This window comes from Yoonia sp. (genome assembly GCF_036007805.1).
Taxonomy (GTDB): Bacteria; Pseudomonadota; Alphaproteobacteria; order Rhodobacterales; family Rhodobacteraceae; genus Yoonia.
In genome coordinates this window covers 1-16,632 of record NZ_DASYOK010000232.1, presented here as the reverse complement: position 1 = coordinate 16,632, position 16,632 = coordinate 1, and the positions used below count along the sequence as shown (strand labels likewise).

At 56.8% G+C, this 16,632-nt stretch carries 19 protein-coding genes; 10 read left to right on the top strand and 9 right to left on the bottom strand.

Going from position 1 to position 16,632, the window contains the following annotated elements; translation table 11 throughout:
• The first annotated feature begins 27 nt into the window (after positions 1 to 27).
• From VGP75_RS12730 to VGP75_RS12715, 4 genes are all read left to right on the top strand, one after another.
• Entirely contained in the window at positions 28 to 252 is a 225-nt protein-coding gene (locus tag VGP75_RS12730) for a F0F1 ATP synthase subunit C (protein ID WP_055293956.1), read from the top strand.
• An 80-nt stretch (positions 253 to 332) separates the two neighbouring features.
• Positions 333 to 878, top strand: a complete 546-nt coding sequence (locus VGP75_RS12725) for a F0F1 ATP synthase subunit B' (RefSeq protein WP_327544028.1) — start codon at positions 333 to 335, stop codon at positions 876 to 878.
• A 3-nt stretch (positions 879 to 881) separates the two neighbouring features.
• Positions 882 to 1,442, top strand: coding sequence for a F0F1 ATP synthase subunit B (locus tag VGP75_RS12720; RefSeq protein WP_327544027.1), 561 nt, complete (start codon positions 882 to 884; stop codon positions 1,440 to 1,442).
• A gap of 120 nt (positions 1,443 to 1,562) precedes the next feature.
• The gene (locus VGP75_RS12715) at positions 1,563 to 2,303 is read left to right on the top strand and encodes a CPBP family intramembrane glutamic endopeptidase (RefSeq protein ID WP_327544026.1); all 741 of its coding nucleotides are present in this window, start codon (positions 1,563 to 1,565) and stop codon (positions 2,301 to 2,303) included.
• Here VGP75_RS12715 and VGP75_RS12710 read toward each other — a convergent pair.
• From VGP75_RS12710 to VGP75_RS12700, 3 genes are all read right to left on the bottom strand, one after another.
• A complete protein-coding gene (locus VGP75_RS12710) occupies positions 2,300 to 3,067 on the bottom strand; it encodes a FadR/GntR family transcriptional regulator (protein ID WP_327544025.1) in 768 nt (255 codons plus the stop codon). The genes VGP75_RS12715 and VGP75_RS12710 overlap by 4 nt on opposite strands.
• Positions 3,068 to 3,181: 114 nt before the next feature.
• On the bottom strand, positions 3,182 to 3,838 hold the full coding sequence (locus VGP75_RS12705) for a YiaD family glycine zipper/OmpA-like lipoprotein (RefSeq protein WP_327544024.1): 657 nt from the start codon (positions 3,836 to 3,838) through the stop codon (positions 3,182 to 3,184).
• A 117-nt stretch (positions 3,839 to 3,955) separates the two neighbouring features.
• Complete coding sequence (locus tag VGP75_RS12700; RefSeq protein ID WP_327544023.1) at positions 3,956 to 4,804, bottom strand: methylated-DNA--[protein]-cysteine S-methyltransferase; 849 nt, start codon at positions 4,802 to 4,804, stop codon at positions 3,956 to 3,958.
• A 93-nt stretch (positions 4,805 to 4,897) separates the two neighbouring features.
• On the opposite strand from VGP75_RS12700, the gene nth reads away from it, so the two are divergent.
• Complete coding sequence (gene nth, locus VGP75_RS12695; RefSeq protein WP_327544022.1) at positions 4,898 to 5,542, top strand: endonuclease III; 645 nt, start codon at positions 4,898 to 4,900, stop codon at positions 5,540 to 5,542.
• On the top strand, positions 5,539 to 6,531 hold the full coding sequence (locus VGP75_RS12690; RefSeq protein ID WP_327544021.1) for an adenosine kinase: 993 nt from the start codon (positions 5,539 to 5,541) through the stop codon (positions 6,529 to 6,531). Before nth ends, VGP75_RS12690 begins: the two co-directional genes overlap by 4 nt.
• Here the strand turns inward: VGP75_RS12690 and VGP75_RS12685 are convergent.
• Both VGP75_RS12685 and VGP75_RS12680 read right to left on the bottom strand, forming a co-directional pair.
• Positions 6,509 to 7,216, bottom strand: a complete 708-nt coding sequence (locus VGP75_RS12685) for a hypothetical protein (RefSeq protein ID WP_327544020.1) — start codon at positions 7,214 to 7,216, stop codon at positions 6,509 to 6,511. The two genes, VGP75_RS12690 and VGP75_RS12685, sit on opposite strands and share 23 nt — an antisense overlap.
• 61 nt (positions 7,217 to 7,277) lie before the next feature.
• Positions 7,278 to 8,072, bottom strand: coding sequence for a sulfotransferase family protein (locus VGP75_RS12680; RefSeq protein ID WP_327544049.1), 795 nt, complete (start codon positions 8,070 to 8,072; stop codon positions 7,278 to 7,280).
• Between the two features lie 141 nt (positions 8,073 to 8,213).
• Between VGP75_RS12680 and VGP75_RS12675 the strand changes: the two genes are divergently transcribed.
• Positions 8,214 to 9,791, top strand: a complete 1,578-nt coding sequence (locus VGP75_RS12675; protein ID WP_327544019.1) for a DUF5928 domain-containing protein — start codon at positions 8,214 to 8,216, stop codon at positions 9,789 to 9,791.
• Positions 9,792 to 9,799: 8 nt separating this feature from the next.
• A complete protein-coding gene (locus tag VGP75_RS12670) occupies positions 9,800 to 10,162 on the top strand; it encodes a histidine triad nucleotide-binding protein (protein WP_327544018.1) in 363 nt (120 codons plus the stop codon).
• Between the two features lie 62 nt (positions 10,163 to 10,224).
• Here VGP75_RS12670 and VGP75_RS12665 read toward each other — a convergent pair whose 3' ends face one another.
• Positions 10,225 to 11,154 (bottom strand): ABC transporter ATP-binding protein, encoded by a 930-nt coding sequence (locus VGP75_RS12665; RefSeq protein ID WP_327544017.1) that lies wholly within the window; start codon positions 11,152 to 11,154, stop codon positions 10,225 to 10,227.
• Positions 11,155 to 11,241: 87 nt separating this feature from the next.
• On the opposite strand from VGP75_RS12665, the gene VGP75_RS12660 reads away from it, so the two are divergent.
• On the top strand, positions 11,242 to 11,421 hold the full coding sequence (locus tag VGP75_RS12660; RefSeq protein WP_327544016.1) for a zinc-finger domain-containing protein: 180 nt from the start codon (positions 11,242 to 11,244) through the stop codon (positions 11,419 to 11,421).
• A gap of 103 nt (positions 11,422 to 11,524) precedes the next feature.
• A complete protein-coding gene (gene polA, locus VGP75_RS12655; protein WP_327544015.1) occupies positions 11,525 to 14,341 on the top strand; it encodes a DNA polymerase I in 2,817 nt (938 codons plus the stop codon).
• Positions 14,342 to 14,393: 52 nt separating this feature from the next.
• On the opposite strand, the gene VGP75_RS12650 is transcribed toward polA, so the two are convergent.
• The 3 genes from VGP75_RS12650 to VGP75_RS12640 form a co-directional block, all read right to left on the bottom strand.
• The gene (locus VGP75_RS12650; RefSeq protein ID WP_327544014.1) at positions 14,394 to 14,861 is read right to left on the bottom strand and encodes an Hsp20 family protein; all 468 of its coding nucleotides are present in this window, start codon (positions 14,859 to 14,861) and stop codon (positions 14,394 to 14,396) included.
• A gap of 132 nt (positions 14,862 to 14,993) precedes the next feature.
• Entirely contained in the window at positions 14,994 to 15,803 is an 810-nt protein-coding gene (locus tag VGP75_RS12645; RefSeq protein ID WP_327544013.1) for a trypsin-like serine peptidase, read from the bottom strand.
• A 54-nt stretch (positions 15,804 to 15,857) separates the two neighbouring features.
• On the bottom strand, positions 15,858 to 16,632 hold a 775-nt coding region (locus VGP75_RS12640), incomplete at its 5' end, for a heterodisulfide reductase-related iron-sulfur binding cluster (RefSeq protein WP_327544012.1).

Here is a 16,632-nt window from a genome sequence, read left to right as displayed (position 1 = left end):
CAACTTCCAATCGTAAGGAGAATTCACATGGAAGGCGATCTCGCACACATCGGCGCAGGCATTGCGGCAATCGGTTCAGGTTTGGCTGCACTGGGTGTTGGCAACGTAGCAGGTAACTACCTGGCAGGCGCACTGCGCAACCCATCCGCTGCTGCTGGTCAGACAGCAACACTGTTCATCGGTCTGGCATTTGCCGAAGCTCTGGGGATCTTCGCGTTCCTCGTGTCGCTTCTGCTTATGTTCGCAGTCTAAGAGCACACCCATATCCTTACGGCCTGATGGGCGCGTGACCGCGGCCATCAGGTAAACATTCAAGGTATTCGGGGGCCATAATGGCAACAGAAACAACAGACGTCGCAGGAGTTTGCGTTGATGCAGGGGGGTCCGCCCTTGGCATGCCGCAGCTTTGCGCAGATTGGATGCCCAACCAGATCTTCTGGCTGGTTATTACGCTTATCGCAGTCTATTTCGTGATGTCCCGCGTCGCGCTGCCTCGCATCAGTGCGGTCCTTGCAGAGCGTTCCGGCACTATCACCAATGATATTGCTGCAGCCGAAGAACTGAAGAACAAAGCAGCGCAAGCCGAAGCGGCCTATGATCAAGCGCTCTTGGATGCGCGCGCCGAAGCCAACAAGATCGTGGCCGAAGCAAAGGCGGAAATTCAGGCGGAACTGGATGTCGAGCTTCAAAAAGCTGATGCACAGATTGCTGCCAAGACGGCCGAGAGCGAAGCGGCGATTGCTGAAATTCGCGAGGGTGCAGTCAAGAGCGTGACAGAAGTTGCCAAGGCCACAGCCAAGGAACTGGTTGTCGCAATGGGTGGCACTGCTGACGCGAAAACGATCACCGCTGCCGTCACTGCACGGATGAAGGGATAAACCATGAGACTGATGCTCACATCCCTTTTCGCCTTTGCCGCAAGCCCTGCACTTGCTGCCGGTGACAAACCGTTCTTTTCGCTGGCAAACACAGATTTTGTCGTCACGATCGCATTTCTGATCTTCATCGGAATTCTGCTCTACTTCAAAGTTCCCGGCCTTGTTGGCGGCATGCTGGACAAGCGTGCGGACAACATCAGAGCCGAGTTGGATGAAGCGAAAGCATTGCGTGAAGAAGCACAGGCCCTTCTGGCCAGCTATGAGCGCAAGCAAAAAGAAGTGCAGGAACAGGCTGCGCGGATCGTATCGGCTGCGAAAGAAGAGGCCACCAATGCGGCCGCTGCGGCAAAAGACGATATCGCCAAGTCGATCACGCGTCGTCTTGCTGCCGCTGAAGAGCAGATCCTGAGTGCGCAGGCCTCTGCAGTGAAAGAGGTCCGCGACGAAGCCGTTTCTGTGGCTGTTGCGGTTGCCAAAGACGTCATGGCCAAACAGATGGATGCAAATGCGGCTGGCGCGTTGATTGATGACGCCATCGGCACGGTTGCAGAAAAAATGCACTAGGCCCGAAACATTTATTTTCAGGAAGCCCGATCGCGTTATGCGCAGTCGGGCTTTTTCGTTGACAGATGCAGGTGGTGTCTCTGAGACTGGCATCTGGGGCGCAGTGCAGGAGTATTGTCGATGCCTAGCCTCCGGCTCGGGATAATGGCCGCAGTTGTCTATACTGCGATTATCGCTGTCGGGACGGCCTATGTTTTTGTTATGCGCCCGGAGCCGAGCACTCTGAGATTTGCGTTGTTGCTTCTGCTACCCGTTCAACTGATGGCAGTCCTTTTTTGTACCGCCCTTGTGATGCGCTATGCAGGTTGGCGTTCGGTCGGGTTCGGGCGGTTGGAATGGTCGGGTTTGCTCTGGTTTCTGCCAAGCTGGGTGATCCTTGCCGTGATGGCCGTAGGTATTGTGCAGGCGCTCACTGCGCAGACGATTTCAGGCTTGGGCGCTGCCGGGATCATGCTGCTGATCGTCACGACATTTTTGATTGCCTTCGGAGAAGAACTCGCCTTTCGGGGCATCTTGCTTCGGGGCGCGATGACACGGCTTGCTCTGCCGCTTGCGATGTTTCTGAGTGCCTTTTCATTCGGTCTTTTTCATTTTGTTAACCGCCTCGCGGGGCAAGGAGCGTCAGAAACATCGTTGCAAGTACTCTTTGCGTTTTTGGTGGGGTTCTTTCTTGCCCCGATCGCGATCCGCATTGGCAACCTCTGGCCTTTGATCATCTGGCACTGGTTCTGGAATATGGCGGTGATCCTTGGCCAGATCGCAGCAATCCTGCATCCTTACGCGCTGATCGGCATTGCCATTCAGGCCGTCATCTCGATCTGGCTCTGGACAGATATGATCCGCAAAGGGCGTGCGGATTAGCGCCAGCCTTCGTGTTCCAGCCGCTTTTGGGCAAAGACCTCATTGCGTTCGGACTTCTTGTGATCCGACAGTGAGGCTTCGACAAAATTCAGATGCGTCTCAACCGCTTTGCGCGCCGCTGCTGGATCGCGGTTCTGCAAAGCCGTGTTGATGATCCGGTGATGCTCCAAAAGCGCGTCGCGCGTCATGCGCTGCTTGAACATGATTGTGCGGTTATAGAACACGCCTTCGCGCAGCAGCTCGTACATCGACCGCATCATGTGCAGCATGATAATGTTGTGACTGGCCTCGATGATGGACAGGTGAAAATCAGCGTCCAGATGAGCCTCATCGGCAGGATTGCGTTTCTGATGCGCGGCTTCCATCTTTTCAAAAATGGCGTTGATGACCTGTAGGTCGGTATCGCTGGCCAATCGCGCAGCCCGCTCTGCCGCCAGCCCCTCCATGTCACGGCGAAAGCTGATGTAGTCGAACACTGCCTCATCATGGGTTGAGAAGAGCGTGACCAATGCTGGCGCAAAGGCAGAGCCCAGTACATCGGCGACATAGACGCCGGCACCGGCCTTGGACGCCAGCAAGCCACGCTCCTGCAATTCTGACAGGGCCTCGCGCAGGGAGGGGCGCGACACGCTCATCCGTTCGCTGAGTTCACGCTCGGAGGGTAGCCGTTCGCCGGGGCGCAGGATGCCGCGCAGAATCAATCCTTCGATCTGGCGCACAACGCCATGCGAGAGTTTTTCTTGGCTGACCGGTTCAAAAGGCATGTGATCTTTCGCGATGTATTGGTCAAATGATATGACCAACGACCCCTCTCCACAATAAGAAAGAGGAGCCGCATCACTGCGGCTCCTCCGATACAAACTGAAAGAAGCTGCGCCTTAGTTTGGCGTAATCACGATTTCCACACGGCGGTTCATCTGGCGGCCCGCTGCATTCAGGTTCGATGCAATCGGGTTGTTTTCGCCAGCGCCGATCGACCGGATACGGACAGGTGAAACGCCGCCGCCTATCAGGATCGCACTAACGGCTTGCGCGCGGCGCTCGGACAGGCCTTGGTTGAAGGATGCGTCACCGACGTTGTCGGTGTGGCCGATCACGTTCACCGTTGTGTTTGGATATTGGTTCAGGGAATTCGCAACGATGCGCAGTTCGTTTTGCGAGGTGCTGGACACCTGGGTGCTATTTGTTGCGAACAACAGGTCCTGGCTGAGAACGACAACAAGGTTGCGGCCGTTGTTGGATATGCCGACATCGCTACGCAGCGAGCGGCGCAGGTCTTCTGCCTGACGGTCAAGGCTGTTGCCGACGCCTGCACCAACACCGCCACCCAGTGCCGCGCCGATCAATGCGCCGCGCTGGCGATCTTCGACCGAGCCACCGCTGTTGGCGATCACACCCAGAAGTGCGCCGGCACCTGCGCCGATTGCGGCACCCTGTTGTGTGTTCTGCATCTGGTTCGGGCCAGTTTCATCGCAAGCAGCGATAAGGGTCAGCGAGGCTGCGGCAACAACGAGAGGGAATTTCGAAAATTTCATGGTCATGGTTCCATTTAATATCGGTGCAATAGGTGCACCTATGTGATGGGTTAGCTTATGCCCGTTTCTGCCATGATATCCAATAACGGCGTCAGAACCAGCAGGGTTTTGCTTATGCTAAAGGTTTAGCGGCGCAGCATCGGCCCTTGCAGCTTCCCATGCCAGCATGGCGCGCTTGACCGGTAGCCCCCAATGATACCCCCCGAGTGCGCCTGATTTGCGCAAGGCGCGGTGGCAGGGAATCAGCCAGCTGACAGGATTGCGCCCGACCGCAGTACCAACGGCGCGCACGGCCTTGGGGCTGCCGATTGCCTGCGCGATTTCGGAATAGGTGGTTACATGGCCCGAGGGGATGGTCAGCAGCGCCTCCCAGACCTTGAGCTGAAATGGTGCGCCAATCATGTGCAGTCGCGTCTCACCAGTCATGCCAAGGGCGGCTGTCGCCCAAGGGGAAAGGGCGTCGGGGTCTTCGAGATAGGTGGCTTTGGGCCAGCGAGACTTCAGATCGGCCAAGGCTTCATCCGGCCCGGCCTCGGCAGCGAAGGCGAGCCCGCAAATCCCGCGCGTGGTGCCCATCACCAAGGCAGGACCAAAGGGGCTGTCAAACCACCCCCAGCGGATTGTGAGGTCCGCCGCGTCGCGGGCATAGTCACCGGGGCTCATTGCCTCCCAGCGCACAAAGAGATCGTGCAAGCGGCCACTGCCCGACAGGCCAACGGCATGGGCCGTTTCCAGCGTGGTGAACCGGTCACGTAGCAGCGTCTTGGCATGGCCCAGTGTCAAATACTGCTGGTAACGCTTGGGCGACACGCCCACCCACGTAGAAAAGAGGCGCTGAAAATGCGCGGGGCTCATGTTCATCTCGGCGGCCAGATCGGCCAGTGGGAGCGGGGTATCGCCTGCCGCGTCAATCGCCGCAATCGCGCGGCGCATCACGTGATAATGATAGGTGTCATTCTGTTCCATGCGTTCAAGCTATGGGCAATACACCGGTGAAGCGACCCGAAAATTGCGCATCCGCGCTTGCCCCTTTTCGGGCTTCAAGGCATACCGGACGCCATGGCCAAACAGCTTGATTATCATACTATCCGCGCGATCTTTGAGCGGTTCCATGCAGCAGAGCCTGAACCCAAAGGCGAGCTTGAGCATGTGAACGTCTACACGCTTGTCGTGGCAGTCGCGTTGTCGGCGCAGGCCACTGACGCAGGTGTGAACAAGGCGACGCGTGAGTTGTTCAAGATTGCCGATACACCCCAGAAAATGCTCGACCTCGGGCTTGAGGGTGTGACCGAGCATATCAAGACCATTGGCCTGTTCCGGCAAAAGGCCAAGAACGTCATCAAGATGAGTCAGATTCTGGTCGACGAATACGGTGGGGTTGTTCCCAATTCCCGCGCGGCCTTGCAATCTTTGCCCGGTGTCGGGCGTAAAACAGCCAATGTGGTGCTGAATATGTGGTGGCAACAACCGGCCCAAGCCGTCGACACCCATATTTTCCGTTTTGGTAACCGCAGCGGTGTAGCACCAGGCAAGGATGTGGATGCGGTCGAACGCGCGATCGAAGACCATATTCCGGCAGATTTTCAACTCCATGCGCATCACTGGATGATCCTGCATGGCCGCTACACCTGTGTGGCACGTAAACCGAAATGCGCGGGCTGTCTGATCCGCGATCTTTGTATGTTTGAGGATAAAAACCTATGAAAAAGTATCAGGTCGTGGGCATCGGCAATGCGATGGTCGATGTTCTGGCGCGCGCCGAAGATGCATTTCTGGCCGAGGCCGGTGTTGAGAAAGGCATCATGCAACTGATCGACATGGACCGCGCGGTTGATCTTTATTCCCGCGTTGGTCCCGCCAAAGAGATCAGCGGCGGGTCGGCGGCAAATACGATTGCGGGTATTGCGCATCTGGGCGGGCGCACGGCCTATGTGGGTAAGGTGAAGGACGACCAGTTGGGCGCGATCTTTGCCCATGATCTGCGCGCGCAGGGTGCAGGTTATGACACCAAGATGGCGCCCAAGTCGGAAGAGGCCGAGACAGGTCGTTGCATCGTGCTTGTCACCCCTGATGGCGAGCGGTCGATGAACACCTATCTGGGCGTCACTGAATTCCTCTCTGCGGATGACATTGACGAAGCCCAGATGGCCGAAGCCGAATGGATTTATCTTGAAGGCTACCGTTTTGACGGCCCCGATAGTCATGCCGCTTTCGCCAAGGCCGTTGCGGCCTGCAAGGGCGCGGGCGGGCGCGTGTCCCTGACCCTTTCTGACCCTTTCTGCATTGAGCGGCACCGAGATGCTTTCCGCGATATGATCCGCGATCACGTGGATCTGCTGTTCTGCAATCGTGCTGAAATGCGGTCGATGTATCAGACTGAAGATTTTGATGCGGCTCTGGCGCAGGCCGCGTCAGAGGTGACGATTGTCGCCTGTACTGACAGTGAGAACGGCGTGCATGTTTTGGCCGAGGGCCAACGCTGGCATGTGCCTGCTGTGCCGACACAGATTGTTGACGCCACCGGTGCAGGTGATCTCTTTGCCGGGGCGTTTCTGTGGGGGCTGACCAATGGTCACGATCTGCAGACCTGCGCGATGATGGGCAATGTCGCCGCATCCGAGGTGATCAGCCACATCGGTGCGCGCCCCGAGGCGGATCTGAAAGCTTTGTTCAGAGGGCAGGGACTGCTTTAAGCCAAAGCGCATCCAGCGCATCTATGGCGGCCACATCAAAGCGGCTTTCCTCTTTCCAGTATTTGCCGGAGGGGACATAATACCCCAGTCGTTCCTCTTCGGCCAATGCGGCATCAATAACCGCTTCGTTTGGTGACAGCGGCTTGGCATCTGCGGCTGTCTCTGGTGTGGCGCGCGGAAACACCAGCCTGCTTTCGTCGGTTGACAGGTTGACCATCGCGCAGCCTTGGCGCGCGGCCAATGCCATCAAGCGTGCAGATTTTGCTTCCAGAGACCGGAGTGAGACGTCCGCGCGCAGGGGATCGGCAGTACCTTTCCCGTAGAAATGGGTTTTGCTGGCGTCGCCGTAAACCATATCGCAGCCCAAGACGGCAATAACCCGTGGCTTGAGCGCGGCCAAAGCCCAATAGGACGCAGTAAAGGCCATCGTGCCACCGGCATAGACAAAGCCACCCAGTGTATTTTGCAGCGGGACATAATCCGCAGCACGAATGATCCGTTGGTGGGCAGATAAATCCACCGGCATCCGCTCAACAGGGAAGTCGTCAGGATGGATCAGTTCATCCCAATCAGGGCGCACGGCCCAGGCGTTATTGATCGCCACGATCCGGTCAAAAGGATCACGCGGCCACGCACGGCATTTTACGACATTCGGGCCACTGCCCAGGATCAATACGACCGACATAAGACCACATCCTTCGTCTTTACGATCAGAGAGTTAGGCCATGCCGCGCAAATGTCGAGTGTCAGCCAAGTTTGGCGTGAACCTCATCGAGATCAATCTCGCCAATGGGCATCTTGTTGGCGGGATTTTCGAAATCGTATTTGAAGATACGAAAGTCCTTTTTGTAGATCTCATAGACGATATGCATGGACAGATCGTCGAAGTAATCCTCGACAGGATGGGCACGTTTGGGGCCGTGCCCTTCGCTTTCGTTAAAACGCGGTATCTGCGCCAGATCGACCGGATGTTTGGTTTCGATGCCGTCCAGCACCTGCTGCATTCCGTCATTGAATTTCTCGGTCCAGAAGATGCTGTCGTAACGCCCGCCGTTCACAATGAAGGTCGAGATATGGCCGGACATGGCCGACCAGTGGATATCTGGCTCCATCGGGCGCCGCCAGCGGATGGTATCGCGCGCAAACAGCAGGAAACGGCGAAAGCTCTTGATCTGGTCGAACTCAAAGCCGCTTTCGGGGTCGCCTACCTCGATCCCGTATTTTTGGATCAGTAGCGGCACCAGATTGCCGCGATAGTATTTGCCATTGCGTTGCACGCCGCAAATTTTGTCAAAGAAAGACGACAGGATGCGCGTGTAGGGATTGCGCACACAGGTAAACGCATAGCTTTGATGCGCTGCCACGTTCCGCTCAATCAGCGGCTTGCTGTCGTCCAGTGCCCATTTATGGATGCCCGTCTTGGCATCATGGATGTCACCGTCAAAAAACGCGCCATGGTCTGAATAGTACATGATCTGACCAATGGTCGAGCAGGCGCATTTAGGCACCACGCGGTAAACCACGCTTTCGCTATCGGTCATCCAGGTTCCGGGAAAATTCGCCACGCAGAAATCCTTTTCGATTACTGTGTTCTTTCAAAGCAAAGAAAGCCTGTAACTTCAATGTCTGTTCGCGTTATGACAGCTTTGAGCACGACTTGTGAAAGAGGATCGAACGAAAACATGGCACGTGTCGCTTTTATCTTGCTGTGTCACAAGAACCCTGCGGCGATTATCCAGCAGGCAGAGCAGTTGACGGCAGCGGGTGACTATATTGCGATCCACTTTGATGCCTCTGCTGCTGCATCTGATTTCAGCGAAATAAAAACGGCGCTGGCCGGAAACGAGAATGTGGCCTTTGCCAAGCGTCGCGTGAAATGTGGATGGGGTGAGTGGAGCCTCGTGCAGGCGACCCTGCATGCCGTTGAAGCCGCAGTTTCGGCGTTTCCCCGCGCAACGCATTTTTACATGGTTTCGGGCGACTGCATGCCCATCAAGTCTGCGAAATTTGCCCATGAGCTGCTGGATGCAAACGATGTGGACTACATCGAAAGCCATGACTTTTTTGACAGCAACTGGATCAAGACCGGTTTTCGCGAGGAACGGCTGGTTTACCGCCATTTCTTTAACGAACGGACGCAGAAGCGCCGGTTCTATACCGCGCTAGAGCTGCAAAAGCGTTTCAAGATGACGCGCAAAATCCCCGAGGATTTGCAGATCATGATTGGTAGCCAATGGTGGTGTTTGCGCCGTCAAACGATCGAGGCGATCCTGGAGTTCGCCTATAGCCGCCGTGATGTGATGCGCTTTTTCCGCACAACCTGGATACCGGATGAGACGTTTTTTCAAACCCTCGTGCGCCATCTTGTGCCTGCCCGCGAGATCGAGAACCGCACACTGACGTTTCTGATGTTCACGGACTATGGTATGCCCGTGACCTTTTATAACGATCATTACGAGCTACTCTTGGGGCAAGGATCGCTTTTTGCCCGCAAGATCAGCCCCGAAGCGGAAGACTTGCGCAGCCAGCTTGGTACGCTCTACGCCAGCGACCGGATGGATTTTGTGATTTCCGACGAAGGGCGCAGCTTGTTTCAGTTCCTGACGGGTCGGGGCCGCGTAGGGCGGCGCTTTGCGCCACGGTTCTGGGAGAATGAAACGACACTCGGGCGCAGTCGCGAGCTGATGATCATCGCGTGCAAGAAATGGCATGTCGCCAAACGTCTTGTGGCCGCAATCCAGCATCACACAAATGTGCCGGCTTTGGAGTACCTCTTTAACGAAGATGAAACCCCGCTACCGGACCTTGGCGGCATCGAGACCTCTTTGCAGAAACGCGGACGGCACCGGCGTGCCTTGATGCGACTGCTTTTCGATCATTTTGACAGCGACCGCTTGGTGATCTGTCTTGATACATCAAGCCTCGATCTGATTACGGATTTCTACACCGACCGCGCGACTGTGCGCCTGCTTGAGATCGAATGTGGTTTTGACGATGATTATCTGGTCGGTCATGCGATGCGGGTGGGGCTTGCTGGTCCTCAGACCAGCGAGGCTACCTTTGCGCGCCTTTTGCCAACGATCCGTCATGATATGGTTTATGAGCGCGAGGCCATTCGCGATGCGCAATTTGTGAATGCCAGCCGGATCAAGGAAACGGCGACGACAGACGAAAATGCATCAGCACTTGCACAGTTTCTGAGCGTGTCACCGGATGTGGCACGCACGCTTGCAGACACCCCCCATCTTTTTGTTGATTGAGGATACCCATGGAATACGCCTACGACGATCAGAACATCTTTGCCAAAATCCTGCGCGGAGAAATCCCCAACAAAACCGTTTATGAAAACGATCATGCGCTGGCCTTTGAAGACATCACGCCACAGGCGCCTGTGCATGTGCTTGTCATTCCCAAAGGCCCCTACATGAGCCTGGATCACTTTGCCCGCGATGCTTCGGCTGAAGAACACAGTGGCTTTATGCAGGCCGTGGCCGAAGTATGCCGTCTGACAGGCGTCGAAGATGGGTTCCGCGCGATTGCCAACACCCGCGCGCACGGGGTGCAGGAAGTGCCGCACTACCACATGCATATTCTGGGTGGCCGTCCCATGGGGCGGATGCTGGCGCGCTGATCAAAATTCAGGAATTTTGATGCCCTCCGGGGGAAGTTTGAAGGGACATGGAAAGTCCATGGCTACTTTGAAGAGGTGAGCGACAGGAACACCTCTTCCAGATGCGCCTCTTGGGTTTTGACATCCTTGATCGTGATCCCGGCATCCCGCACAATATTCAGGATCTGATCTGCGGGTGTTGTGCCACTTTGATAGGTGAAGGTCAGCATGCCATTGGCCAGCTTTTGTCCGGTAATCGTATTGGGCAGGGCGGGCAGATCGGCGGGGCTGTCGGGTGTAATCACCAGCGTTTTGCTGTCCAGTCGTCCCAGCAGGTTGGCCGTGCTGTCGCGCACAATCACCTCGCCGTTGTTGATGATGGCGATGTCGTCGCACATCTCTTCGGCCTCTTCGAGGTAATGGGTCGTCAGGATGATCGTCATGCCTTCGTCGTTCAGGTTGCGCACATTCTGCCAAAGCATGTTGCGCAACTCGATATCAACGCCTGCGGTGGGTTCATCCAGCACAAGGATTTGCGGCGAATGCACCAGAGCCTTGCCCAGCAAGAGCCTGCGCCGCATACCACCCGAAAGCGAGCGCGCATAGGCATCGGCCTTATCGGTCAGGCCAATCAATTCGAGGATTTCCGCTGTCTTGCGCTGGCTTTTGGGCACACCATAAAGCCCCGCCTGTACGTCAAGCGACCCTGCAGGTGTAAAGAACGGGTCCAGATGCGGCTCTTGCGGCATGACCCCGATGGCCGCGCGGGATTGGCGCGGGTTCTTGTCCTGATCGAACCCCCAGATCTTCACGGTACCTTCGGTTTTCACCACCAGCCCCGCCAGAATATTGATCAGCGTCGATTTGCCCGCGCCATTCGGCCCCAAAAGACCAAAGATTGATCCGCGCGGAATGTTCAGATCGACACCCTTCAGTGCTTCTTTGGCTGGGCTGCGCCCCGTGGCGGCATAGGTTTTTTTCAGCCCGTGAATTTCTATGGCGTTGTCGGTCATGTTGTCTTTCCCCTGCGCCGCGCCTGCGGTATGTCTGATGCAGACTTAAGGCGGGGCGTGCCCCGCGGCAACCAGACAGGTAAGATCATGTCCACACCCGCACCCGAAACAAAGATTGTGAACGATTGGCGCGTGGCCTGTGACGGCGGCGAAGGTGCGCTGGGTCATCCCCGCGTGTGGCTTCAAATCCCGCGTGAGCAAGGCTGGATTGAATGCCCTTATTGCGATGCCAAGCTTGTGCATAAGGACTTTGAGGGCAAAGTCTGACCCATCCCGCTTTTGCGCTAAGTGTCGCTGCAAGGCAGATGGTCACTGGAACCATGATGCGTATCATGGCACATCTGCGCCCAAGACATGAGGGGATGAAACGATGGAAATGAAATTCGGCAAAGGCTGTCACCTGCATCTGATTGACGGATCGGCCTTTATTTTCCGCGCTTATCACGCGCTGCCGCCCCTCACACGCAAATCCGATGGCCTGCCTGTTGGTGCGGTCAGCGGTTTTGTGAACATGTTGCAACGCTACGTCGACGGGAACAATGGGAACGATGCCGCAACCCATGTGGCCGTGATTTTCGATAAGGGCAGCCACACATTCCGCAACGATATGTACGACCAGTACAAGGCCAACCGTGAGGCGATGCCAGAGGAATTGCGCCCGCAGATTCCGCTGACCCGTATTGCGACCAAGGCGTTCAATATCGCCTGCGAGGAAATGGAAGGGTTCGAGGCCGACGACATTATCGCAACCCTTGCACATCAGGCCCGTGATGCCGGTGGGCGTGTCACGATCGTGTCGTCCGATAAAGACCTGATGCAGTTGGTCGGCGATGGCGTTGAAATGCTTGATCCGATGAAGAACAAGCGCATCGACAGCGAAGGCGTCGTTGAAAAGTTCGGCGTTGGCCCCGACCGCGTCGTCGATGTGCAGGCCTTGGCGGGTGACAGCGTGGACAACGTACCGGGCGCGCCGGGGATCGGGATCAAGACAGCCGCCCTTTTGATCAATGAATATGGCGATCTGGAAAGCCTGCTGGACCGCGCGGGCGAGATCAAACAACCCAAGCGACGCGAGACCCTGATCGAACATCGCGCGCAGATCGAGCTATCGAAAAAGCTCGTGCAGCTTGATTGCAACATGACACTGGATTTTGGCCTTGATGATCTGGAAGTGCGCGACCCTGATCCAGAGGTTCTGATGGGGTTCCTAGCCGAAATGGAATTCCGGACGGTGAGCAAGCGGATCGCCGAGAAGCTGGGTGTTGCGCCACCTGTCATCGAAGCACCCACCCCTGCAGCCACAGATGTCGCGACACCAGAACAGGTGGGTTTCGACGCTGAAGCCTATGAATGTGTGCGCGATGCGGCTGCCCTGCAGGTCTGGATCGACCGCATCCGGGAACGTGGGTATGTGGCGGTCGACACCGAAACCACTGGCCTGAACGAGATGACTGCCGATCTTGTCGGTATTTCGCTTTGTGTCGCGGCAGGGCAGGCCTGTTATATCCCGCTGACCCATAAATCCGCGTCTTCGGATGATCTGTTCGGGTCGGATGATATGGCCGAGGGCCAGATGGATTTGGAAGAGTGTCTGGCGATGCTTAAACCCGTGCTTGAGGACGCCGCGGTCCTGAAGATCGGGCAGAACATGAAGTATGACACCAAGATTTTTGCCCGTCTTGATATCACCGTTGCCCCGATTGATGACACCATGCTCATGTCCTATGCGATGAATGCTGGCCTGCATAACCACGGCATGGACACGCTCTCTGAACGGTATCTGGGGCATACGCCGATCCCGATCAAACCCTTGTTGGGCAGTGGTAAATCCGCGATCACCTTTGATCGTGTGCCCGTCGATGACGCCGTGAAATACGCGGCAGAAGATGCCGATATCACCCTGCGTCTTTGGCAGCAGTTCAAACCGCAACTGCATGTGAACCGCGTCACAACCGTTTATGAAACGATGGAACGCCCGCTGGTGCCTGTGCTGGCCCAGATGGAGCGGAACGGCATCAAGGTTGATCGCGATACGCTCAGCCGGATGTCGAATGCCTTTGCCCAGAAAATGGCGGGGCTTGAGGCGGAAATTCAGGAAATGGCGGGGCGGCCTTTTAACGTTGGTTCGCCCAAGCAGTTGGGTGAAATCCTGTTTGATGAAATGGGGCTGGAAATGCCCGATGGAAAGAAGCCGTCAACCGGCAAGACAGGGGCCTATTCGACAGGCGCAGATGTGCTTGAGGATTTGGCGACCTTGCACGACTTGCCGCGTCGCATCCTGGATTGGCGGCAACTGTCGAAGCTGAAATCGACCTATACGGACGCCCTGCAAGAGCATATCAACAAAGAAACGGGGCGCGTGCACACCTCCTATTCCATTGCAGGCGCGAACACGGGGCGCCTTGCCTCGACCGATCCGAATTTGCAGAACATTCCCGTCCGCTCCGAGGAAGGGCGGCGCATTCGCGAGGCATTTGTGGCCGAACCCGGCAAGGTGATTGTCAGCCTCGATTATTCCCAGATCGAATTGCGTATTCTGGCGCATATCGCGGGGATTGATGCGCTGAAACAGGCGTTTCTGGACGGGATCGACATTCATGCGATGACGGCATCGGAAATGTTTGATGTGCCGCTGGACGAGATGACACCGGATGTGCGCCGTCAGGCAAAAGCGATCAACTTTGGTGTGATTTACGGCATTTCTGGCTTCGGCCTTGCCCGCAACCTGCGCATCCCGCGGGCCGAGGCGCAGGGTTTCATCGACCGCTATTTCGAACGTTTCCCGGGTATCCGCAAATATATGGATGACACCATCGCCTTTGCCAAAGACAACGGCTACGTGCAGACGCTCTTCGGGCGCAAGATCAACACGCCCGAGATCAACGCCAAAGGGCCGCAAGCAGGCTTTGCCAAACGCGCCGCCATCAACGCGCCGATCCAGGGGACCGCGGCGGATGTGATCCGCCGTGCCATGATCCGGATGCCTGCGGCGATAGAGGGGTTGCCCGCCAAAATGCTGCTACAGGTGCACGACGAATTGATCTTTGAGGTCAATGAAGAGGCGGCGGATGATCTGATTACCGCCGCGCGGGACGTGATGGAAAACGCGAGCGACCCTGCGGTGAAACTGGACGTCAAACTGGCGGTTGATGCAGGGCAGGGTAAAAACTGGGCCGAAGCGCATTAAAAAACGCGCCACCCGTTAGGGTAGCGCGTCGCTGTGATTGTGTCTTGTCGGCTTAGTTAACCGACTTCGCCTCGACCAGATTGGCGTCTTTCTTTGCGTCAGACGTAATCTCGATCCGCCGTGGTTTCAGCGCCTCGGGCACTTCGCGGACCAGTTCAATATTCAGCATGCCGTTTTCATGGCTCGCACCGATTACGCGCACGTGGTCGGCCAGATGGAAGCGGCGCTCGAATGCGCGGGTGGCGATGCCGCGGTGGAGGTAGTTGCGCTCGCTGTCGTCCGAGGCTTTGCGGCCAGTGACAAGAAGTGCACGGTCTTTGACCTCAATCGCGAGATCATTTTCGGAAAAACCGGCAACAGCGATCGAGATACGCCATGCGTCATCATCGGTTTTTTCGATGTTGTAAGGGGGATAGGTGTTCTGGCCAACATCACTGGCAAGGGCGCGATCCATCAGATCGGCGATCTGGTCAAAGCCAACGGTGGCACGGTAGAGGGGTGTCAGATCAAATGCACGCATTTGGGTCATCCTTTTTCTTAAGCGATAACAATGTTTTGACCTTCCCATTAGGGACAGGCCGATTGTACGGGACCCATCATTGGCATCCCGATACAGATTATGTGGGGGCGGTTGTTTTCGCTTTCAAGAGGCTCAGGGCTGGACGAATTTCGCGCCCGTGTCATTGCGTGTGCCGCCTGGCATCAGCCGTTGCACACCCCCGATACGCGCAGGGCCAAGCGTTGCAAAATGGCTCAGCAAGACATTCAGCGGCCCTTCAAGCGAGGTGCCAAGCGATACTTTCTGCCCGTTGATTTGCGCCATCGCCGAAACGACCGAGGCAATCCGCGTCTCGCCATCGTTCATCATGAATACCGGTGACCCGCTTGAGCCGTACTCCACATCGCAGGTCATCACGATCACACCGGTCTGCCGTCCGAGCACATCGCAGACCTGTTGCAGGCTTGGCGCATCTTCCCGACCGCGCCCGTAGGAAACAACGCCAACCTGATCACCCGTTATCGGGCGCTGGGCAATCGCATAAGGCAGTATCCGTGTGTTGCGGATCGGCCGGTCCAGTTCCAGAACAGCGATATCAATGGCCACACCGCTGGTATCGGTTGCATCGCCGTTATGGGTATAGTCCGGATGTGCGACCGCCCGTGTCACGGCGCGTGTTGCCTGTGCCTGCCCGTCACGTAGCCCCGCCTGAAACGAAAACCGGTCTGGCGACACCAGGGAACCATCCAGATCATAAAGGCAGTGCGCTGCGGTCAGGATCAGACGATCGCGGATCAATGCCGCCGTACAGAACCCCTTGCCGCGGATATCAAGCCGCCCGACGGCTTCCCAGCCCTGGCTGTCCTGACGCGTCTGGAGCGTCACAAGACCTGCGTCTTGCGCCTGCGCTGCAAGCGTCGTTGCGACCCCGAGGATCGCTGAGACCAGAAGCTGCCTTATCATCCGTATCCGTATCATCAGTTATTTGTCACTGATAGATAGGGCAGGATTATGACATCAGCGCAAGATCGGAATTTGCGGTTCGGTTTTTCCAGGTGCTGTCAGCGCGGGTGGTTGCGGCCCGCCTGTCGCCCAATCCAAAAGCTCGACCGTGTGGACAATCGGCACGGCCGTGCCGCTGCCGATCTGCATCATGCAGCCGATATTGCCTGCCGAGATAATGTCCGGCGTCAGCGCTTCCAGCGTTTGCACTTTGCGCGCCTTGAGCTGCTTTGAGATTTCAGGCTGCATCAGGTTATAGGTGCCGGCCGAGCCGCAGCAAAGGTGGCTGTCTGCAGGTTCCAGCACGGTAAAGCCTGCCCTTTTCAGCAATTCCTTTGGATAGGTTTTGATCTGCTGGCCATGTTGCAGCGAACAGGCGGCGTGATAAGCCACTTTGGTGCCTTTGTCGTCACCTTGTGGCAGGTCCAGCTTCATCAGAACCTCGGAGACATCCATCGCAATTGCGGACACGCGCGCGGCGTCCTCGGCCAGTGGATCATTACGAAACATATGGCCGTAGTCCTTCACCGTCGTGCCGCAGCCCGAGGTGTTGATGACGATGGCATCAAGCCCGTCATTGTCCATTTCGCGGGTCCAGGCGCGGATGTTCTTGGCCGCTGCCCCGTGGCTTTCCGCCTCTTTGCCCATGTGATGGGTCAGCGCGCCACAGCATCCCGCACCTTCGGCCACCACAACCTCGGCCCCAAGCCGTGTCAGCAGGCGTATCGTGGCATCATTGATATCGGTGTTCAGCGCCTTTTGCGCGCAGCCGGTCATCAGCGCCACACGC

Coding starts and splice junctions, on each gene's coding strand:
- VGP75_RS12730 (WP_055293956.1), top strand. CDS start 28: ATGGAAGGCGATCTCGCACACATCGGCGCAGGCATTGCGGCAATCGGT.
- VGP75_RS12725 (WP_327544028.1), top strand. CDS start 333: ATGGCAACAGAAACAACAGACGTCGCAGGAGTTTGCGTTGATGCAGGG.
- VGP75_RS12720 (WP_327544027.1), top strand. CDS start 882: ATGAGACTGATGCTCACATCCCTTTTCGCCTTTGCCGCAAGCCCTGCA.
- VGP75_RS12715 (WP_327544026.1), top strand. CDS start 1,563: ATGCCTAGCCTCCGGCTCGGGATAATGGCCGCAGTTGTCTATACTGCG.
- VGP75_RS12710 (WP_327544025.1), bottom strand. CDS start 3,067: ATGCCTTTTGAACCGGTCAGCCAAGAAAAACTCTCGCATGGCGTTGTG.
- VGP75_RS12705 (WP_327544024.1), bottom strand. CDS start 3,838: ATGAAATTTTCGAAATTCCCTCTCGTTGTTGCCGCAGCCTCGCTGACC.
- VGP75_RS12700 (WP_327544023.1), bottom strand. CDS start 4,804: ATGGAACAGAATGACACCTATCATTATCACGTGATGCGCCGCGCGATT.
- nth (WP_327544022.1), top strand. CDS start 4,898: ATGGCCAAACAGCTTGATTATCATACTATCCGCGCGATCTTTGAGCGG.
- VGP75_RS12690 (WP_327544021.1), top strand. CDS start 5,539: ATGAAAAAGTATCAGGTCGTGGGCATCGGCAATGCGATGGTCGATGTT.
- VGP75_RS12685 (WP_327544020.1), bottom strand. CDS start 7,216: ATGTCGGTCGTATTGATCCTGGGCAGTGGCCCGAATGTCGTAAAATGC.
- VGP75_RS12680 (WP_327544049.1), bottom strand. CDS start 8,072: ATGACCGATAGCGAAAGCGTGGTTTACCGCGTGGTGCCTAAATGCGCC.
- VGP75_RS12675 (WP_327544019.1), top strand. CDS start 8,214: ATGGCACGTGTCGCTTTTATCTTGCTGTGTCACAAGAACCCTGCGGCG.
- VGP75_RS12670 (WP_327544018.1), top strand. CDS start 9,800: ATGGAATACGCCTACGACGATCAGAACATCTTTGCCAAAATCCTGCGC.
- VGP75_RS12665 (WP_327544017.1), bottom strand. CDS start 11,154: ATGACCGACAACGCCATAGAAATTCACGGGCTGAAAAAAACCTATGCC.
- VGP75_RS12660 (WP_327544016.1), top strand. CDS start 11,242: ATGTCCACACCCGCACCCGAAACAAAGATTGTGAACGATTGGCGCGTG.
- polA (WP_327544015.1), top strand. CDS start 11,525: ATGGAAATGAAATTCGGCAAAGGCTGTCACCTGCATCTGATTGACGGA.
- VGP75_RS12650 (WP_327544014.1), bottom strand. CDS start 14,861: ATGCGTGCATTTGATCTGACACCCCTCTACCGTGCCACCGTTGGCTTT.
- VGP75_RS12645 (WP_327544013.1), bottom strand. CDS start 15,803: ATGATAAGGCAGCTTCTGGTCTCAGCGATCCTCGGGGTCGCAACGACG.